The 17,696-nt window shown below is 67.5% G+C and carries 11 protein-coding genes; 4 read left to right on the top strand and 7 right to left on the bottom strand.

Annotated elements, in window-relative coordinates; all coding sequences use genetic code 11:
• Window positions 1–7: 7 nt before the first annotated feature.
• Complete coding sequence (locus tag R1H25_RS01705; RefSeq protein WP_005410967.1) at window positions 8–205, bottom strand: zinc-finger domain-containing protein; 198 nt, start codon at window positions 203–205, stop codon at window positions 8–10.
• A gap of 420 nt (window positions 206–625) precedes the next feature.
• On the opposite strand from R1H25_RS01705, the gene R1H25_RS01700 reads away from it, so the two are divergent.
• Together R1H25_RS01700 and R1H25_RS01695 are read left to right on the top strand one after the other, a co-directional pair.
• Window positions 626–3,970, top strand: coding sequence for a GH92 family glycosyl hydrolase (locus R1H25_RS01700; protein WP_317222441.1), 3,345 nt, complete (start codon window positions 626–628; stop codon window positions 3,968–3,970).
• Window positions 3,967–4,710: a basic secretory protein-like protein gene (locus R1H25_RS01695; protein ID WP_317222440.1), complete on the top strand. Its 744-nt coding sequence runs from the start codon at window positions 3,967–3,969 to the stop codon at window positions 4,708–4,710. Before R1H25_RS01700 ends, R1H25_RS01695 begins: the two co-directional genes overlap by 4 nt.
• 522 nt (window positions 4,711–5,232) lie before the next feature.
• On the opposite strand, the gene R1H25_RS01690 is transcribed toward R1H25_RS01695, so the two are convergent.
• Window positions 5,233–7,524: an NADP-dependent malic enzyme gene (locus R1H25_RS01690; RefSeq protein ID WP_317222439.1), complete on the bottom strand. Its 2,292-nt coding sequence runs from the start codon at window positions 7,522–7,524 to the stop codon at window positions 5,233–5,235.
• Window positions 7,525–7,754: 230 nt separating this feature from the next.
• Window positions 7,755–9,098, bottom strand: a complete 1,344-nt coding sequence (locus R1H25_RS01685) for a dicarboxylate/amino acid:cation symporter (protein ID WP_005410972.1) — start codon at window positions 9,096–9,098, stop codon at window positions 7,755–7,757.
• A gap of 332 nt (window positions 9,099–9,430) precedes the next feature.
• On the opposite strand from R1H25_RS01685, the gene R1H25_RS01680 reads away from it, so the two are divergent.
• Window positions 9,431–10,600: a porin gene (locus tag R1H25_RS01680; protein WP_317222437.1), complete on the top strand. Its 1,170-nt coding sequence runs from the start codon at window positions 9,431–9,433 to the stop codon at window positions 10,598–10,600.
• A gap of 66 nt (window positions 10,601–10,666) precedes the next feature.
• Window positions 10,667–13,309 (top strand): PAS-domain containing protein, encoded by a 2,643-nt coding sequence (locus R1H25_RS01675; protein ID WP_317222436.1) that lies wholly within the window; start codon window positions 10,667–10,669, stop codon window positions 13,307–13,309.
• 558 nt (window positions 13,310–13,867) lie between these two features.
• On the opposite strand, the gene R1H25_RS01670 is transcribed toward R1H25_RS01675, so the two are convergent.
• The 4 genes from R1H25_RS01670 to R1H25_RS01655 are packed head-to-tail and all read right to left on the bottom strand — an operon-like array spanning window position 13,868 to window position 17,672.
• Window positions 13,868–14,518: a response regulator transcription factor gene (locus R1H25_RS01670; protein ID WP_317222435.1), complete on the bottom strand. Its 651-nt coding sequence runs from the start codon at window positions 14,516–14,518 to the stop codon at window positions 13,868–13,870.
• Window positions 14,519–14,546: 28 nt separating this feature from the next.
• The gene (locus R1H25_RS01665; protein WP_317222433.1) at window positions 14,547–15,602 is read right to left on the bottom strand and encodes an ABC transporter substrate-binding protein; all 1,056 of its coding nucleotides are present in this window, start codon (window positions 15,600–15,602) and stop codon (window positions 14,547–14,549) included.
• Window positions 15,599–16,990: a sensor histidine kinase gene (locus R1H25_RS01660; RefSeq protein WP_317222432.1), complete on the bottom strand. Its 1,392-nt coding sequence runs from the start codon at window positions 16,988–16,990 to the stop codon at window positions 15,599–15,601. The genes R1H25_RS01665 and R1H25_RS01660 overlap by 4 nt, the downstream gene beginning before the upstream one ends.
• Window positions 16,983–17,672, bottom strand: coding sequence for a response regulator transcription factor (locus R1H25_RS01655; RefSeq protein WP_317222431.1), 690 nt, complete (start codon window positions 17,670–17,672; stop codon window positions 16,983–16,985). Before R1H25_RS01655 ends, R1H25_RS01660 begins: the two co-directional genes overlap by 8 nt.
• Window positions 17,673–17,696 lie beyond the last annotated feature (24 nt).

Raw genomic sequence — 17,696 nt, 5'->3', positions numbered from 1 at the left:
CAGCCGCTTAGTCGGCCAGCACGAACACGGAGCCGCAGTACGGGCACTGCGCTTCGCCATTGGGCTCGTCTTCGATCGGCAGGTACACGCGCGGATGCGAGTTCCACAGCGCCATTTCCGGGGTCGGGCAGCTCAGCGGCAGATCGCTGCGGTGCACGGTGTAGCGCTTCTCGGCGTTGGCGGGCGCGGTGGCGGTATGGCTCATGGCGGATGTCGATGAACGGGTTGCGAGGCCTGTGATTCTAGCATCCGGGCCGCCCCGACATTGCGCAACAACAGGCCTTTGCGTGTACCGGGCCGATTCCCTGCGACCTTGCATGCCACCTCGGGATGAGGGGCCGGCGGGAATTCCCGACCGATCCTGCAGGTTAACGGCGTGAAACCACCGACAACGATATTTCCCGCATTTGGATCGAACTAAATGGCACTTGTCAGGTTGCCACGTCTGTTGCAGGATCGGGCCAGGTCGTGAACCGGCCTGCCCAATCCGACCCGATCGCATGGCCCGCCCCCACCGGACCGGCATCGCCTCTTCCACTGCCACCCCGGCGGGCGGAGCGATGCTGTCCGTGGTGTCCGCCGATGCGGGTTCTGCCCGCCGCCTGCCCTTCCGGGAGACCCTTGCATGACCCTGTCCGATCCACGCCGCGCCCTGCTTCCGCTCGCTCTGGCCCTGGCCTGTGCGACTACTGCGATGCCGGTGCTGGCACAGGGACTGCAGACCTCGTTCGAGCCCGGCGAACCTGCCCCGTCGCAGGCCGCGGGTGCACTGCAGATCGCGATCGGCAACGGCCCTGCGGCGCCTTACGCCGCCAAGCGCAATGCGGGCTACAGCGGCCTGCATGCACTGCGCTACAGCAGCGAAGGCGGCAGCGCGCGGCGCGAGCTGTTCAAGACCGACCTGCCGATCGAGGCCGATACCACCCTGTCGTGGCTGGTGCTGCCGGAGATCGTCGGCAAGGACACCGTGGCCTCGACCTATGTGTCACTGGACCTGCTGCTGGACGATGGCAGCCGCGTTTCGGCCGGTGCGGCGCGTGACCAGCATGGGGTGGCGATCGGCGCACGCGCGCAGGGCGAGTCGAAGACGCTGTACCCGCAGCAGTGGGCGCGCAAGGCAGTGCGGCTGGGCGACGTACCCACGCTGAAGGGCCGCCGCGTGGTGGCGATCGAGCTGGAGGTGGCCAGTGCCGAGGGCGCGCCGGTGTCCGGCTGGATCGATGACGTGCGCCTGGACGCAATGCCGCGACAGCTGCCACAGCGCGTCTCCGACTGGGTGCTGACCACCCGTGGCACCCAGGCCAACGGTACCTTCTCGCGCGGCAACAATTTCCCGGCCACTGCGGTGCCACACGGCTTCAACTTCTGGACCCCGGTGACCGATGCCGGCGCACTGAACTGGCTGTACCGCTGGAACGAACAGAACGACGCACAGAACCGTCCGCAGCTGCAGGCGCTTGCGCTGAGCCATCAGCCCAGTCCGTGGATGGGCGACCGCCAGACCTTCCAGGTGATGCCCTCGGCGAGCCGTGGTGTGCCGGACGCCGACCGCCGCAAGCGCGCGCTGTCGTTCGATCGCAGCCATGAAAGCGCGCGCCCGTATCGCTACGACGTGCGCTTCGAAAACGGCATCGCTGCCGCCATCGCGCCGACCGATCATGCTGCGCTGTTCCGCTTCGACTTCCCCGAGGACGGCGACGCCAACCTGCTGTTCGACAACGTCGATGCACGCGGTGGCCTGACTCTGGACGCCGCCACGCAGACGCTGTCCGGCTACACCGACACGCGCAGCGGCCTGTCCAACGGCGCCAGCCGCATGTACGTGGTGGCCCGCTTCGACAAGCCGTGGCGCGGCAGTGGGCGCCTCGACACCGGGCGCCCGACCGGTTACATCAAGTTCGATGCCGGCAGCGACCGGCGGGTGACCATGCGCATCGCGACCTCGCTGATCTCGGTGGAGCAGGCGCGGCACAACCTGGCACTGGAAATCGCTGCGGCCGATACGCTGGAAAGCGTGGCCGGCCGCGCGCAGGATGCGTGGGACGCGCGCCTGGCACGCTTCGACATCGGCGATGCCAGCGACGACCAGAAGACCACGTTGTATTCCAGCCTGTACCGGCTGTTCCTGTACCCGAATTCCGGCCACGAGAACGTGGGCAGCGCCGCCGCACCGGAGTGGCGCTACGCCAACCAGGCCAGCGCCAGCGATGACAACACCGAAGGCAGCGCGACCCGCAGCTACGCCGCCGTGCGCGATGGCAAGGTGTTCGTCAACAACGGCTTCTGGGACACCTTCCGCACCACCTGGCCGGCCTACGCACTGTTCACGCCCGAAGATGCCGGGCAGATGGTGCAGGGCTTCATCGAGCAGTACCGCGCCGGTGGCTGGATCGCGCGCTGGTCGTCGCCGGGCTACGCCGACCTCATGGTCGGTACCAGCTCGGACGTGGCCTTCGCAGATGCGTGGCTGAAGGGCATCGGCGGCTTCGATCCGGCCGAGGCCTACGCCGCCGCGCTGAAGAACGCGACCGTGGTCCCGCCCGACCGCCATGTCGGCCGCAAGGGCATGGACCGCTCGACCTTCCGTGGCTATGCCAGCGCCGACGTGCACGAAGGCATGTCGTGGACGATGGAAGGCGCGCTCAACGATTTCGGCATCGCCAACATGGCCGATGCGCTGGCCAAGCGCGCGGCCACGCCGGCCGCACGCGAGCGCTACAGCACCGAGGCCGACTACTTCCGCCATCGCGCCGCCAGTTACGCGACGATGTTCGATCCGGCGGCCGGCTTCTTCCAGGGCCGCACCGCCGATGGTCGCTGGCGCGTGGACAGCAAGGACTACGACCCGCGCGTGTGGGGCCACGACTACACCGAATCCAATGGCTGGACCTTCGCTTTCACCGCCGCCCACGATGGCGAGGGCCTGGCGGCGCTGTACGGTGGCCGCGAGAAGCTGGCGGCGAAGCTGGATACCTTCTTCGCCACACCGGAGACCGCGGACCCGGCACTGGCCGGTTCCTATGGCGGCACCATCCATGAGATGACCGAAGCACGCGACGTGCGCATGGGCATGTATGCGCACAGCAACCAGCCGGCGCACCACATCCCGTGGATGTACCTGTACACCGGGCAGCCGTGGAAGACCCAGCAGCATGTGCGCGAGATCCTGTCGCGGCTGTACGTCGGCAGCGAGATCGGCCAGGGCTACCCGGGCGATGAGGACAACGGCGAGACCTCGGCATGGTACGTGCTCGCTTCGCTGGGCCTGTACCCGCTGCGCATGGGCGCCCCGGAGTACGTGATCGGCTCGCCGGCATTCGAACATGCGCGCGTGGAACTGCAGGGTGGTGCCGTGCTGACCGTGAACGCGGCCAACAACTCGCGTGAGAACGTCTACGTGCAGTCGCTGAAGATCAACGGCAAGCCGTGGACGAAGACCTGGGTGCCGCACGAGCTGATCGCCAAGGGCGCGACGCTCGACTTCGTGATGGGACCGCAGCCGTCGCGCTGGGGCAGTGGCGTGGATGACGTGCCGCGCTCGTTGACCACACGCGGGCAGCGCCCGCAGCTGCTGCACGACCTGCTGGGCAGTGGCGCGAAGGCGACGTCGGCCGATGGCCGTGCCCTGCCCGCGCTGGTCGATGACGATGTCGGCACGACGGTGGGCCTGGGCGGCGGCGCAACCATCGCGCTGACCGGCCTGGCCGAGGGCACCCCGACCATGTACACGCTGACCAGCGGTGACGGCCGCATCCTGGGCGGTGAGTGGACGCTGGAAGCACGCAACGGCAGCGGCAGCTGGGCAGTGCTCGACCAGCGCAGCGGCGAAGATTTCGAATCCGCCCGCCAGACCCGTCCGTTCCGCATCGCCAGACCCGGTCGCTACAGTGAGTACCGCCTGCGCCTGGCGGCACCGGCACGGCTGCCGCTGGCGGAGATCGAACTGTTGGCGGCCGGCACCGTACAATGAGCGGCATGCGCTTCCGTCTTCTGCCACTGGCCCTTGTTGCCCTGTCCTTCCCAAGTTTCGGCCAGACCCAGGCGTTCGATACGCAGCTGACCCGCGACGGTGTGACGCTGAACTACCAGGATGCCCGTGGCGCGCTGGCCGCGCCGCAGCGCAAGCGGGTGATCGATACGTTCTTCTTCGCCTACCTGCGCGAACGTGCGGACTTCCACCCGGCCGCGCCGTCGATGGTGCGCATCGTGATCGATCCGGCCTACACCGGCATCGCCTTCGTCGGTGACAAGGACCAGGCAGCGACGATCACCATCAATCCAGGCTGGCTGGCGCAACACCCGAACGACATCGACCTGGTCACCCATGAGGCGATGCACATCGTGCAGGGGTATCCCGGCTACGGCGATACACGGGTACCGGGCTGGCTGGTGGAAGGCATCGCCGACTACGCGCGCGACCGCTACGGCATGGACAATGCCGCCGCAGGCTGGGCACTGCCGGGCAAGGTCGAAAAGGGACAGAACTTCGACAGCGGCTACCGGGTGACCGGTGCGTTCCTGAAATGGGCCGACACCGAACACCCGGGCCTGGTGCTCGCACTGGACAAGGCCCTGCGCGACGGCCGCTATACGCCGGCGCTGTGGCAGAAGCACACCGGCAAGGCACTGCCGGCGCTGTGGACGCAGTACGCCAAGCCACGTTCGGATGCACCGCCGCCGGCGCCGGCGCGCCGCGGCAAGCGGCACTGACCGGCTAGAGTCGACTGGGTAGAGTCGACTGTTGGTCGACTGACTTTCGTACAGCCACCGAAAACCCCGCGCTTCGCGCGATAGTCGACCAACGGTCGACTCTACCCCGCTGGCTTCTACGCCTCAGCGCGACTGCACGAAACCGGCATACAGCGCGAACAGCTGCTGGAAGTACCGCCGCGTCACTCGATCGCGCATGACACCCTTGCCCATGGAAAGTTGGTCGGGCCCAGGGTGGGAAGGCCGGTCCGGTCCCTTCCCACGGCCAGGCCGCGTGGGCGTATTGGGCCGCAACGGCGTTGCAGGGAAATGACCGGGCGGCGTAGCGCATGTGGCAGCGATGGAACCGGCATCGGGACCGGTAGAGTCGACTGTTAGTCGACTATCGCGCGATCGCGCGGAATTTTCGGTGGTTGTACGAAAGGCAGTCGACTAACAGTCGACGCTACCCGATTCCGCTTTGCGGAAACAGAAACGCGCCCCGTGGGGCGCGTTTCTGCAGATCGAATCGGAAAGAAGGCCTCAGGCCTTCTTCTCCGCTTCGATCTGCTTGCGGATCTGCGCATCGACTGCGGCGATCGCGGTCATGTTCAGGATCCGGCGCGAGGTCGCGCTGGTGGTCAGGATGTGCACCGGCTTGTTCACGCCCATCAGGATCGGGCCGATCGCCACGCCGTCGGTGAACACACGCACCAGGTTGTAGGCGATGTTGGCCGCTTCCAGGTTCGGCAGCACGAACAGGTTGGCACGGCCCTGCAGGGTCGAGCCCGGCAGCAGCTTCTGGCGCAGCGCTTCATCCCATGCGGTGTCGCCCTGCATTTCGCCATCCACGTTCAGACGCGGGTTGCGCTTGAGCAGCAGCTCACGCACCTGGCGCATCTTCAGCGCGTCCTTCGAATCGTGGCTGCCGAAGTTGGAGTGCGACAGCAGCGCCACCTTCGGCTCGATGCCGAACAGCTTCATGCGGTAGGCCGCCTGCAGGGTCGCTTCGCACAGCTGCTCGGCGGTCGGGTCTTCCTGCACGTGGGTGTCGACGAAGAAGAACACGCCCTGCTGGTTGATCACGCCGGTCATCGCCGAGGTCGAGGTGACCTTCGGCTCCAGCGGCAGCACGCTGCGCACGTAGCCCAGCTTCTTGTGGAAGCGGCCAACGATGCCGGTCAGCATCGCATCGGCTTCGCCACGGGCGACCATTACCGCGGCGATCAGGGTCGGGCGCGAACGCATCAGGTTCTTCGCCGCGGCCACGGTCACGCCACGACGGCCGGTCAGGCCATGGTAGTACTGCCAGTACTCGTTGAAGCGCGGGTCGTCGTTGATGTTGGTGACTTCAACGTTCTCGCCGATCTTCAGGCGCAGGCCCAGGCGCTCGATGCGCGACTCGATCACTTCCGGGCGACCGATCAGGATCGGGTGCGCCAGGCCGTCATCGACCACGTTCTGCACCGCCTGCAGCACCACTTCCTCCTCGCCTTCGGCGTACACCACGCGCTGCTTGTCGCTGCGCGCGCGGTCGTAGACCGGCTTCATCATCAGGCTGGTGCGGTAGACGAACTGGGCCAGCTTGTCGCGGTAGGCGCCCATGTCATCGATCGGGCGCGAGGCCACGCCCGAGTCCATCGCGGCCTGGGCCACGGCGGCCGACAGCTCCACCAGCAGGCGGCGGTCGAACGGACGCGGAATCAGGTATTCACGGCCGAAGCTCGGGGTCTCGCCGCCGTAGGCCGAGCCCATGTCGGTGGCCGCACGACGGGCCAGCGCGGCGATGGCGCGCACGCAGGCGATCTTCATTTCCTCGTTGATCGCGGTCGCGCCCACGTCCAGCGCACCGCGGAACAGGTACGGGAAGCACAGCACGTTGTTGACCTGGTTCGGGTAGTCCGAACGGCCGGTGCCGATGATCGCGTCCGGACGCGCTGCACGCGCCAGTTCCGGCATGATTTCCGGGGTCGGGTTGGCCAGCGCGAAGATCACCGGATCCGGCGCCATGGTCTTGACCATCTCGGCGGTCAGGATGCCCGGAGCCGACAGGCCCAGGAAGATGTCCGCGCCGTCGACGATCTCGGCCAGGGTGCGCTTGTCGGTGTCACGCGCATAGCGCTGCTTTTCCGGGTCCAGGTCGGTACGACCGGTGTGGATCACGCCCTCGCGGTCGAAGGCCAGGATGTTTTCCGGCTTCAGGCCCAGCTGCACCAGCATGTTCACGCAGGAAATGCCGGCTGCGCCCATGCCCGTGGTCGCCAGCTTCACTTCCTCGATCTTCTTGCCGGTGATCGCCATCGCGTTGAGCACCGCCGCACCGACGATGATCGCCGTGCCGTGCTGGTCGTCATGGAACACCGGGATCTTCATGCGCTCGCGCAGCTTGCGCTCGACAACGAAGCATTCCGGCGCCTTGATGTCTTCCAGGTTGATGCCGCCGAAGGTCGGCTCCAGCGAGGCGATGATGTCGACCAGCTTGTCCGGGTCGGTCTCGTCCACTTCGATGTCGAACACATCGATGCCGGCGAACTTCTGGAACAGCACGCCCTTGCCTTCCATCACCGGCTTGCCGGCCAGCGCGCCGATGTTGCCCAGGCCCAGCACCGCGGTGCCGTTGGAGATCACCGCCACCAGGTTGCCGCGGGCGGTCAGCTCGCTGGCCTGCTGCGGGTCGGCCTTGATCGCTTCACAGGCGTACGCCACGCCCGGCGAATACGCCAGCGACAGGTCGCGCTGGGTCAGCATGGGCTTGGTAGCGGAAACCTTGATCTTTCCCGGCGGGGACATCCGGTGGTAATCGAGGGCGGCCTGTTTGAAATCTTCGTTGGACATCGATGTGGGTTACATGAATGGGCAGAAGGGACAGGGGATGATACCCCCGTTGGAGCGTTCGGACCTGTCGCTATCCTGTCGCAAGCATGCTGCGACCGCACAATTCCGTGCCGTATGCGACGGTGCCGCGACACCAGCTTCGGCGCTGCCCATGACAGCCATGGGACGCCATGAAACGCCGCGGGGCCGTACCACTGTCGTGACCGGCCCCGCGGTACCACACACCTGGATCAGCCCTTGGCCGGCAGCGCCTCGGGCAGTGCGTCCACCGGCGGTGGCAGCTCGCTTTCGCGGCCATCCAGCGCCAGCTGCAGGCGGTTGCGGTCCAGCGCGCCTTCCCAGCGCGAGACCACCACGGTGGCCACCGCATTGCCGATGAAGTTGGTCAGCGAGCGGCATTCGCTCATGAAGCGGTCCACGCCCAGGATCAGCGCCATGCCGGCCACCGGCACTTCCGGCACCACCGCCAGCGTCGCGGCCAGGGTGATGAAGCCGGCGCCGGTGACGCCCGCGGCGCCCTTGGAGCTGAGCATGGCGACCAGCAGCAGGGCGATCTGGTGGCCCAGGGTCAGTTCGGTGTTGGTGGCCTGGGCAATGAACAGTGCCGCCAGGGTCATGTAGATGTTGGTGCCGTCCAGGTTGAACGAGTAGCCGGTCGGGACCACCAGGCCCACCACCGACTTGCTGCAGCCGGCACGTTCCATTTTCTCCATCAGCGACGGCAGCGCCGACTCCGACGAGGAAGTGCCCAGCACCAGCAGCAGCTCAGCCTTCAGGTAGCGCGCCAGCTTGAACACCGAGAAGCCGCACAGTCGGCAGACCACACCGAGGATCACCGCCACGAACAGGAACGCGGTGAGGTAGAACGAGCCCACCAGCCACGCCAGGTTGACCAGCGAACCGACGCCGTACTTGCCGATGGTGAAGGCGATCGCGCCGAAGGCACCGATCGGGGCGGCCTTCATCAGGATGTGCACCAGCTTGAACACCGGGGCGACCAGCGCCTCCAGGAAGTTCAGGATCGGCTTGCCCTTCTCGCCCACCGATGCCAGCGCGATGCCGAACAGCACCGCGATGAACAGCACCTGCAGGATGTTGCCGTCGACGAAGGCGCTCACCAGCGTCTTCGGAATGATGTCCATCAGGAAGCCGACCAGGGTCAGGTCGTGCGACTTTTCGACGTAGCTGTGCACCGCGGTCTGGTCCAGCTCGGCCGGGTTGATGTTCATGCCGGCGCCGGGCTGCACCACGTGCGCCACGATCATGCCCACGATCAGTGCCAGCGTGGAGAAGAACAGGAAGTACGCCATCGCCTTGGCGAACACCCGGCCCACCGTACGCAGGTGGGTCATGCTGGCGATGCCGGTGACGATGGTGAGGAAGATCACCGGCGCGATGATCATCTTCACCAGGTTGATGAAGGCATCGCCGAGCGGCTTCATCTTCTCGCCGATCAGCGGTTCGTAGTGGCCGAGGATGGCGCCCAGGACGATCGCCACGATCACCTGGAAATACAGCTGGCGGTAGATCGGCAACGGCTTTGCAGGCGCCGGGGCTGCGGTCGGGATGTGCATGGCGGACTCCGGAAGGGGCGTTTTCAGGCACGTACGGCCCCGGGACAGCACGGGAACCGTTACCGTGGAAACTGATCGCAGGCCCTGTGCTGCACGCGCAGGAGGTGCGACCAATGGACGCCTTTGTACGCGCCGGGCACGCCGGCGCAGATAACCTATTGGTACTAGCCCCCCGGTTCAGGTGGCGGCGATGCCTACACTGGCGCCGCACCGCCCGATCCTGGGGAGGCCGGTGGCCCGTGCTGAACGGCCGGGCGCGTCCTTGCGAAAGTTTCGGCCCCTGCGGCCGTTGTTGTCCTGTCCACACGCAATCTGAGAGAGCCGCACCCAACATGCGCCCGATTCCCACCTTGCTGGCCCTGTCGCTGGCCGCGCTTCCCGCCTTCGCTTCGGCTGCCGATTTCGACAACTGGCCGACCAAGTACGCCTTCGGCGACGGCACCGAGTTGGCCGCTACCGCCAACATCGCCTACGACTACAACGATTTCTCCTCGGGCAGCGGCCTGGAGGACGACGACGCCGTGCGCCGCAAGGAGTTCGGTGCGACGCTGAAGAAGAAGGGCGTCTACGACGCAATGGTCTATTACGACTTCCAGTCCGATACCTGGCTGGACGTGTTCGTGCGCTTTGAAAGCAAGGCCCTCTTCGGCCGCGACATCGGCCGCTTCCGCTTCGGCTACATGAAGACCCCGGTCGGCCTGGATGCGAACACCTCTTCGCGCGCCGGCAGCTTCCTGGAAACCGCGCTGCCCGTGCAGGCCTTCTACGAAGGCCGCCGCACCGGCGTGGAATGGGTGCTGGAGCGCCCGCAGTACCTGCTGCAGGCCGGCGCCTATGGCGGCAAGGACCTGCAGGGTGACAACCCGGGCACCACCCAGGCCGTGCGTGCGGTGTGGACCCCGGTGAAGGCGCCGGGTGACGTAATCCACCTGGGCCTGGCCTACTCGCAGGAGAATCCGCGCGGCTACAGCGATGGCCGCGATGTACACCACGAAGCCAGCGCACGCCTGCGCGCACGCCCGGAAGCCGGCCTGACCGACATCCGCTATGTCGATTCCGGCGCGCTGGTCACCGCCGACCAGATCCGCCGCACCGGACTGGAAGGCATCTGGATCCGCGGCCCGTTCTCGCTGCAGGCCGAAGCCCTGCGCGCCACGGTCACCCGCCATGACGGCAAGCCCGACTACACCGGCAGCGGCCAGTACGCGATGGCCAGCTGGGTGCTGACCGGCGAGTCGCGCCCGTACAACGCAGGTGCCGTGGCCAACATCAAGCCGGCGCACGACTACGGCGCGGTGGAACTGGTGGCCCGTTACAGCCGCATGGACCTGGACGATGGCAGCATCCTTGGTGGCCGCCAGCACGACCTGACCCTGGGCGCGAACTGGTACCTGACCAGCCACTTCAAGTTCCAGGCCAACTACGTGAAGGTCGACGCCAGCCGTCGCGGTGTGCACAGCACGCCGGAGATCTTCGAACTGCGCGCGCAGATGCACTTCTGACCCCTTCCACGTCAGATCCCGGCGGGCGTGCACGGCACGCCCGCCGGCCCTGCGTAGACTGCCGCCATGTACTGGCTCAGCCGCCACCGGATGCTGTTGCTGACCCTCCTGGTGATGGTCGGTGGCACCGTGCTGTGCGCGGTCGCCGCCGGCCACTACGCCTGGCGGCGCGCCCTTGGTGAAGAAAGCAGCCAGGTGCAACGCCAGCTGCAGCTGTATGGCCAGGGCCTGCAGCAGCGCATCGACCGCTTCGGCACATTGCCGCAGGTACTGGCGCTGGATCCGGATCTTCTGCACGCCCTGCGTGTGCCGCCCTCGCCCACCGAACGGCAGCGGCTGAACCTCAAGCTGCAACGCGCCAATGAAGTCACCCGTGCCTCGACCCTGACCCTGGTTGGCTACGACGGCGTGGCAGTGGCGGCCAGCAACTGGGACCAGCCGACCACCAACGTCGGCGAGAACTACAGCTACCGCCCCTACTACCGGCAGGCACTGGCGCAGGGCCGCGGCCGCTTCTACGGCATCGGCATGACTACAGGCGTGCCCGGCTACTACCTGTCGCAGGCCATCGAGGAAGACGGCAAGCGGCTCGGCGTGGTGGTGATCAAGGTCGAGCTGTCGGCGCTGGAGCAGGAATGGTTGAGCAGCCCCGATGTGGTGCTGGCCAGCGACGACCACGACGTGGTGTTCCTGGCCAACCGTGACAGCTGGCGCTACCGCCTGCTGCGTCCGCTGGGCGCCGATGAGCGCCGCGAGATGCTGGACGCCCGCCAGTACGCCGACCGAGCCCTGCAGCCGCTGCGCGCGCGAACCGAAGACGTACTGGCCGATGGTGGCCGCATGGTGCGCCTGCTGGATCCGGCACTGCCGCAACCGATGCTGTGGCAAAGCCTGCCGCTGCCCGCCGAAGGCTGGAACCTGCATCTGCTGCACGATGCGGGTGCGGCCACCGCCGCCGGCCGTGCAGCCGCGCTTACCGGCGGTGCCGCGTGGTTGGCGCTGGGCTTCCTGGTGCTGTTCGTGCAGCAGCGCCGACGCTTGGCCAAACATCGCCTGCGCAGCCGCCGCGAACTGGAAACCCTGCTCAAGCAGCACGCACAGGAACTGCGTACCGCTCAGGACGGCCTGCTGCAGGCGGCCACCGACGCCGACAGCGGACTCAGCCGCAGCCTCGAACACCTGCCGCAGGGCGTGGTGGTGATCGACCGGGAGCTTCGCCTGGTCGCGTGGAATTCGCGCTATCTGGAACTGTTCCGGTTCCCGGCAGACCTGGTGCGCGTCGGTCGTCCGATCGAGGAGCTGTTCCGTTTCAATGCCCGTCGTGGGCTGCTCGGTCCCGGCCCGGTCGACGAGGCCATCGAGCGCCGGCTCAACCACCTGCGCAGTGGACGCCCGCACATGCGCGAGAGCGAGAAGGACGACGGCACGGTGCTGGAGATCCGCGGCAACCCGCTGCCCGACGGCGGCTTCGTCACCAGCTATGCCGACATCACCAGCTACAAGAATGCCGCGCGCGAACTGCGCTCGCTGGCCGATGCGCTGGAACACCGCATCGCCGAACGCACCCATGACCTGGAAGAAGCACGCCGCGAAGCCGAGCAGGCCAACCGCTACAAGACCCGTTTCGTCGCCTCGGCCGTGCACGACCTGCTGCAGCCCCTCAACGCGGCGCGCATGTTCGTCTCGGTGCTGCGCGGCAAGCTGAGTGACCCTGCGCAGCAACAGACCAGCGACCATATCGATGCAGCACTCGCCGCGCAGGACGCGATCCTCAACAGCCTGCTGGATATCGCGCGCCTGGAATCGGGCAGCCTGCCCACGCGCGTGCAGGCGTTCCGGCTCGGCCCGCTGCTGCAGACGCTGGCGCGCGAGTTCGGCATCGCCGCACAGTCGCGTGGACTGGTGGTCAACTGGGTCGATACCGCTGCGGTAGTGGTCAGCGATGAAGCCCTGCTGCGCCGCATCCTGCAGAACTTCCTGTCCAACGCGCTGCGCTACAGCGAACGCGGCCGCGTACTGCTCGGCTGCCGTCGCCGCGAAGGCCTGCTGTGGATCGAAGTGCACGACCAGGGTCCCGGTATTCCCGACGCGTTGCAGGGCGAGATCTTCGAGGAGTTCCGCCGCCTGCACGACGGCCAGCAGCGCGGCGCCGGCCTTGGCCTGGCGATCGTCGACCGCATCGGTCGCCTGCTTGGGCATCCGATCCGGCTGCGCTCGCAGCTGGGCCAGGGCAGCGTGTTCGCGGTGGGCGTGCCGTTCGGCGAGGCCAGCGCGATTCCCGCCGCCGCGCCCGCACCGGTGCTGGCGCAGGAACCGGCTGCGGACAATCCGCTGCGCGGGCGCCGGGTGTGGGTGATCGACGACGATCCGCACGTCTGCGCCGCCAGCCGCGCGCTGCTGGAGCGCTGGGGCTGCGAGGTGGCACTGGCCGATGGCCCACAGGCGGCGCTGCAGCTGGCCAGTACCGTAACGGTACCGGAGCTGGTGCTGCTGGATGTGCGCATGGGCGATCACCACGGGCCGGTGCTGTACGAGACATTGGCCGAACTGTGGCAGGCTCGCCCGCCGGTGGTGCTGGTCACTGCCGAGCGCGACGCGGGATTGCGTGAGATGGCCGCCGAACGCGGCTGGGGAATGATGGCCAAGCCGGTGAAGCCGCCGGCGCTGCGGGCGCTGATGAGTCAGTTGTTGATCCGGCATCGCGGGTAGTTTCCAGCCAACGGCGCAGCCCCTCGTGGGTGGTGTCTGGTTGGTCGTGGAAAGCAAAGGCCGTGGGTGGGCCGGTCGGGTTGGATGCGCGGGGGACGCCGTGAATCCGTCCCTGGAGGCTTGGCAGCCGCATCCATGCGGCTGACACCCCCGCGCACCCAACCCGACCGGCCTCCGACAGATTTCGGTGGCCTGCACCCACGGAGAAGAAAATAAGATCAAAAGCGGGTCGCGCGCTGCGCTTGCTCGTGTAGAGCCGAGCCCATGCTCGGCTTCACGGACCGGCCAGAAAGCAGCCGAGCGTGGGCTCGGCTCTACAAAAAGCGGCCTGTCAGGCTGCCTTTGCTTTTGATCTTCTTTTCTCTTCCGTGGGTGGACGTGCACGGAACCTGTCCGTGGCCGGGCAGGTGGGCTGCGCAGGGGCGTGAGCCGCATGGATGCGGCGACCGAGCTTACAGGGACGTACTTGCAGCGGCCCCTGCGCAGTCCACCTGCCCGGCCTCACCCATGAACTGCTCTACGTGTCCACCCACGAGGGGCGGCGCCGTTGGCTGGAAACTACAGTCCAGCGCCCGCGTCGCCTTCCGGCTCCAGCGCCTTCACCAGCACCGCTGCCTGCGTTCGGCTATGGCACTCGAGCTTTTTCAGGATCGCGGTGACATGCACCTTCACCGTGTTCTCGGCCAACCCCAGCGTATAGGCGATCTGCTTGTTGAGCAGGCCATCGGCCAGGCACAGCAGCACGCGGAACTGCTGCGGGGTCAGCTGCGCCAGTCGGCTGGCCAGCAGCGCGTCGGCCTCGGAGCGTTCGGCGGCCATCGCCGGGAACCACAGGCCACCATCGAGCACTGCCTGCACCGCCTCGCCGATGGTCTCGGCCGGGGCCGACTTCGGGATGAAACCGGCCGCGCCGAACTGCTGGGCACGGCGGATCACCCGCGGATGATCGTTGGACGAGAGGATCACCACCGGGATGTCCGGATGCGAGCCGCGCACGTGCAGCAGCGCGGAGAAACCGTGTGCACCGGGCATGGTCAGGTCGAGCAGCACCAGGTCCACGTCCGGGTGCGCGTCGAGTGCTTCGGCCAATGCCTCGCCGCTGGCGACCTCGCGCACCTGCGCCAGCGGCAGGCTCTGCCGCAATGACTGCACCACCGCCGAACGCAGCAGCGGGTGGTCATCGGCGATCAGGATGGTGTATTCGCTCATGCGGCCATTGTACGGGCAGGCCGGAGCCTCAGCGCCCTGCCGGCTCCACGCTGCTGCGCCAGGCATCGAGGAACTGGCGGCGCTTGAGTGCGTCCAGATACACCAGCAGGCCCGGGCCGAGCTGGATCGGACGGCGGCTGCGGCCGGGCGCATCGTCGCCACGTGCGTTGCCGCTCACGATCGGCATCAGCCGCGCCTCGCGCGACAGGACCTGCTGGCCTCGCGGGGACAGCAGGTAATCGAGGAAGCGTCGCGCTTCTTCCGGGTGTGGGCCGGTGCGCGGGATCACCGCGGTGCGCAGCACCACCAGTGTGTAGTCCTCGGGCTCCACAATCGCCAGCGGCGCACCCGCGTCGATGCGCGCCTGCGCGTAGGAGCCGAGCACGTTGTAGACCAGCGACAGCTGTCCGCTGGCGACCTTGTCCAGCAGAACACCGGTGCGCTCCTCGCGCACCACGTCGTTGTCGCCGAGCGCGCCCAGCAACGCGCCGGCAATGCTGCCGCGCTGCGCATCCTGGGTCGCCAACAGGTAGCCGACGCTGCTGCGCTCAATGTCATAGGTGCCGACCTTGCCGCGCAGGGGCGCCCCCTCCGCGCGCAGCCGGTCCAACAGCTGGCGGCGCGTGTGCGGCACCTTGGCCGAAGGCATCGCGCGGGTGTTGTAGACCATCACCACCGGCTCATAGCTGATGCCGAATGCCTCGTTGCGCCACTGCGCCCAGGCCGGCAGCGCGGCGGTCTGCGCCGAACGGTGTGGCAGCGCGTGACCGTCATTGACCAGTTTGGTCTGCAGGTCCATGCCGCTGGAGATCAGCAGGTCCGGCGATGCCGGTCCGCCGCGGTCGTGCAGGTAACGTGCGTACAGGTCCTGGGTGATGATGTCCTCGTACACCACTTCCGTGCCGGGGTGCAGCCGCTGGTAATCGGCAATCACCACCGCGAACACTTCGATGTCGGTGGTGCCGTGGATGCGCAGCTGCGCAGTGGCCTTTGCCTGGGCCGGGAAGCGGCGTACGTCGCCCGGTGCTGCAAGCACCGGCACGGCCAACAGCAAGGCAACGGCAGCAGCGAACAGGCGGATCATGGACTGCTCCGGGGCAGGTGGATGGTGGCGATCAACCCGCCCTGCGGGCGGTTGCTGAGGTCGATGCGGCCGCCATGGCTGTCGACCACGCGCTTGACGATGGCCAGGCCCAGCCCGGCGCCACCGGACGGCGCGCCTTCGCCACGGGCGAAGCGCTCGAATACGCGCTCGGCATCGGCGGCCGCGATGCCGGCGCCATGGTCGGCGATGGTCAGCACGGCCTGCCCGCCTTCCACGGTCAACGCGATCTGCAACGGGCCGTCACCGCCGTATTTGAGTGCGTTGTCGACCAGGTTCTTGATCGCCTCGCGCAGCAGCAGCGCGTCACCATGCACCTGCACCGGTTCGGCGGTCATCGCCAGTTGTACGCGCGGTGCCGGTCCGGCCTGCGGCAGGGCTTCATGCAGGGCCTGGTGCACGGTCTCGGCCAGGTCCACCGCTGTAAAGCGCTGCAGATGCGAGCGATGGATCACGCTGGCATCGCTGAGCAGCTGGTTCAACAACCGGCTCATATGCGTGGCATTGCGCTCGATCGCCTGCAGGCTGCGCCGCATGTCTTCGGGGTCGTCGTCATCCAGCGCCAGCTGTGCCTGCGCGCGCAGGGCAGCCAACGGCGTACGCATCTGGTGGGCGGCCTCGGCCATGAACGCGCGCAAGGTCTCGTTGCTGCTGGACAGTCGTTCCATGAAGCGGTTCAACGCCGCCACCATCTGGTCCATCTCGCGAGGCACGCGCGCATCCAGCGGTTTCAGATCGGACGGCTCGCGGCGCGACAGCTCGCGTTCCACCCGCACCAATGGCCGGAACGCGCGATGCACGCCAAAGGCCACCAACGCCAGCAGCAGCCCGGACAGCACGCCGATCGCCAGCAATGCACGGTTGACCATGTCCTGCGCGACCGCTTCTCGCGCTCGCCGGGTCTGGCCCACCTGCACCTGTACTTCGCCCTGCGCCGAGGCGGCGGCGAAACTGCGGCCGACCACCACGAAGCGCACGGTCTCGCCGCTGTACGCCGCATCAAACAGCTGCGGTTGCGTGCCGGGCCGGCGCGGCGGCGCCGGCAGGTCGCCATCGCCGGTGATCAGGTTGCCGCGGCTGTCTGCGACCCGATAGAACACACGGTCTTCCGGGGCCATCGCCAGCAGGTCCAGCGCGGCATAGGGCAGATCGACCTGCCACTGGCCATCGACCAAGGCCACCGAATCGGCAATGGACAACGCCGAGGACACCAGCAGGTGATCGTAGGAACGGTTGGCGGCGCGCTGGCCATAGCCGCGCGCGGCAAACAGCAGGGCCACCGCGAACACTGCCAGCAGCGCGCCGAGGTAGAGCAGCAGCGTGCGCCGCAACGAACCCGGTGCGGCGTTCGCAGCGCGTGCGTCAGCCATCGGTGTCGCTGCCGCCATCGCTGGCTTCCAGCAGGTAGCCGACGCCGCGCACTGTGGTGATGCGCAACGGCGCACTGGCCAGTTTTTTTCTCAAGCGACCGACATACAGCTCGATGGCGTTCGGGCCGGCTTCGTCGTCGAAGCCGAACAGGCCATTGCCGATCTCGTCCTTGCCGACCACCTGGCCGAGGCGGCCGACCAGGATCTCCAACAGTCGGTATTCGCGGTTGGGCAGTTCGATCGGTTCGCCGTCGAGGCTCACCCGGTGCGCCGCGTTGTCGAACTGGAAGCCTCCGATCTGCACCACTTCGCTGGCCTGGCCACGTGCACGCCGCAGCAGCACGCGGCAGCGCGCTTCGAACTCGCGGAAATCGAACGGTTTGCCCAGGTAGTCGTCGGCGCCGACATCCAGCGCCTGCACGCGGTCTTCAATGCCATCGCGCGCGGTCAGCATCAGTACCGGTGTGCCGTCGCCGCGCTCGCGCATGCCCGCCAGCACGCGCAGGCCATCGAGCTTGGGCAGGCCGATATCCAGCACCACCAGGTCGAAGCTCTGGTAACGGAGCACGCTGGCCGCCGCCAAGCCATCGGCCTGCCAGTCCACGGCGTGCCCACTGCGGCGCATGCGGCGGATGATCGCATCGGCCAGATCCGGGTTGTCTTCGACCAGCAGCAGGCGCATGGGCACGGGGGTGGGAGGGGAAAC

The sequence above is a fragment of the Stenotrophomonas veracruzanensis genome (assembly GCF_032911525.1).
Classification (GTDB): domain Bacteria; phylum Pseudomonadota; class Gammaproteobacteria; order Xanthomonadales; family Xanthomonadaceae; genus Stenotrophomonas; species Stenotrophomonas africana.
Note: the sequence above shows the minus strand (reverse complement) of the source record. Positions and strands in the feature narration are given on the sequence as shown.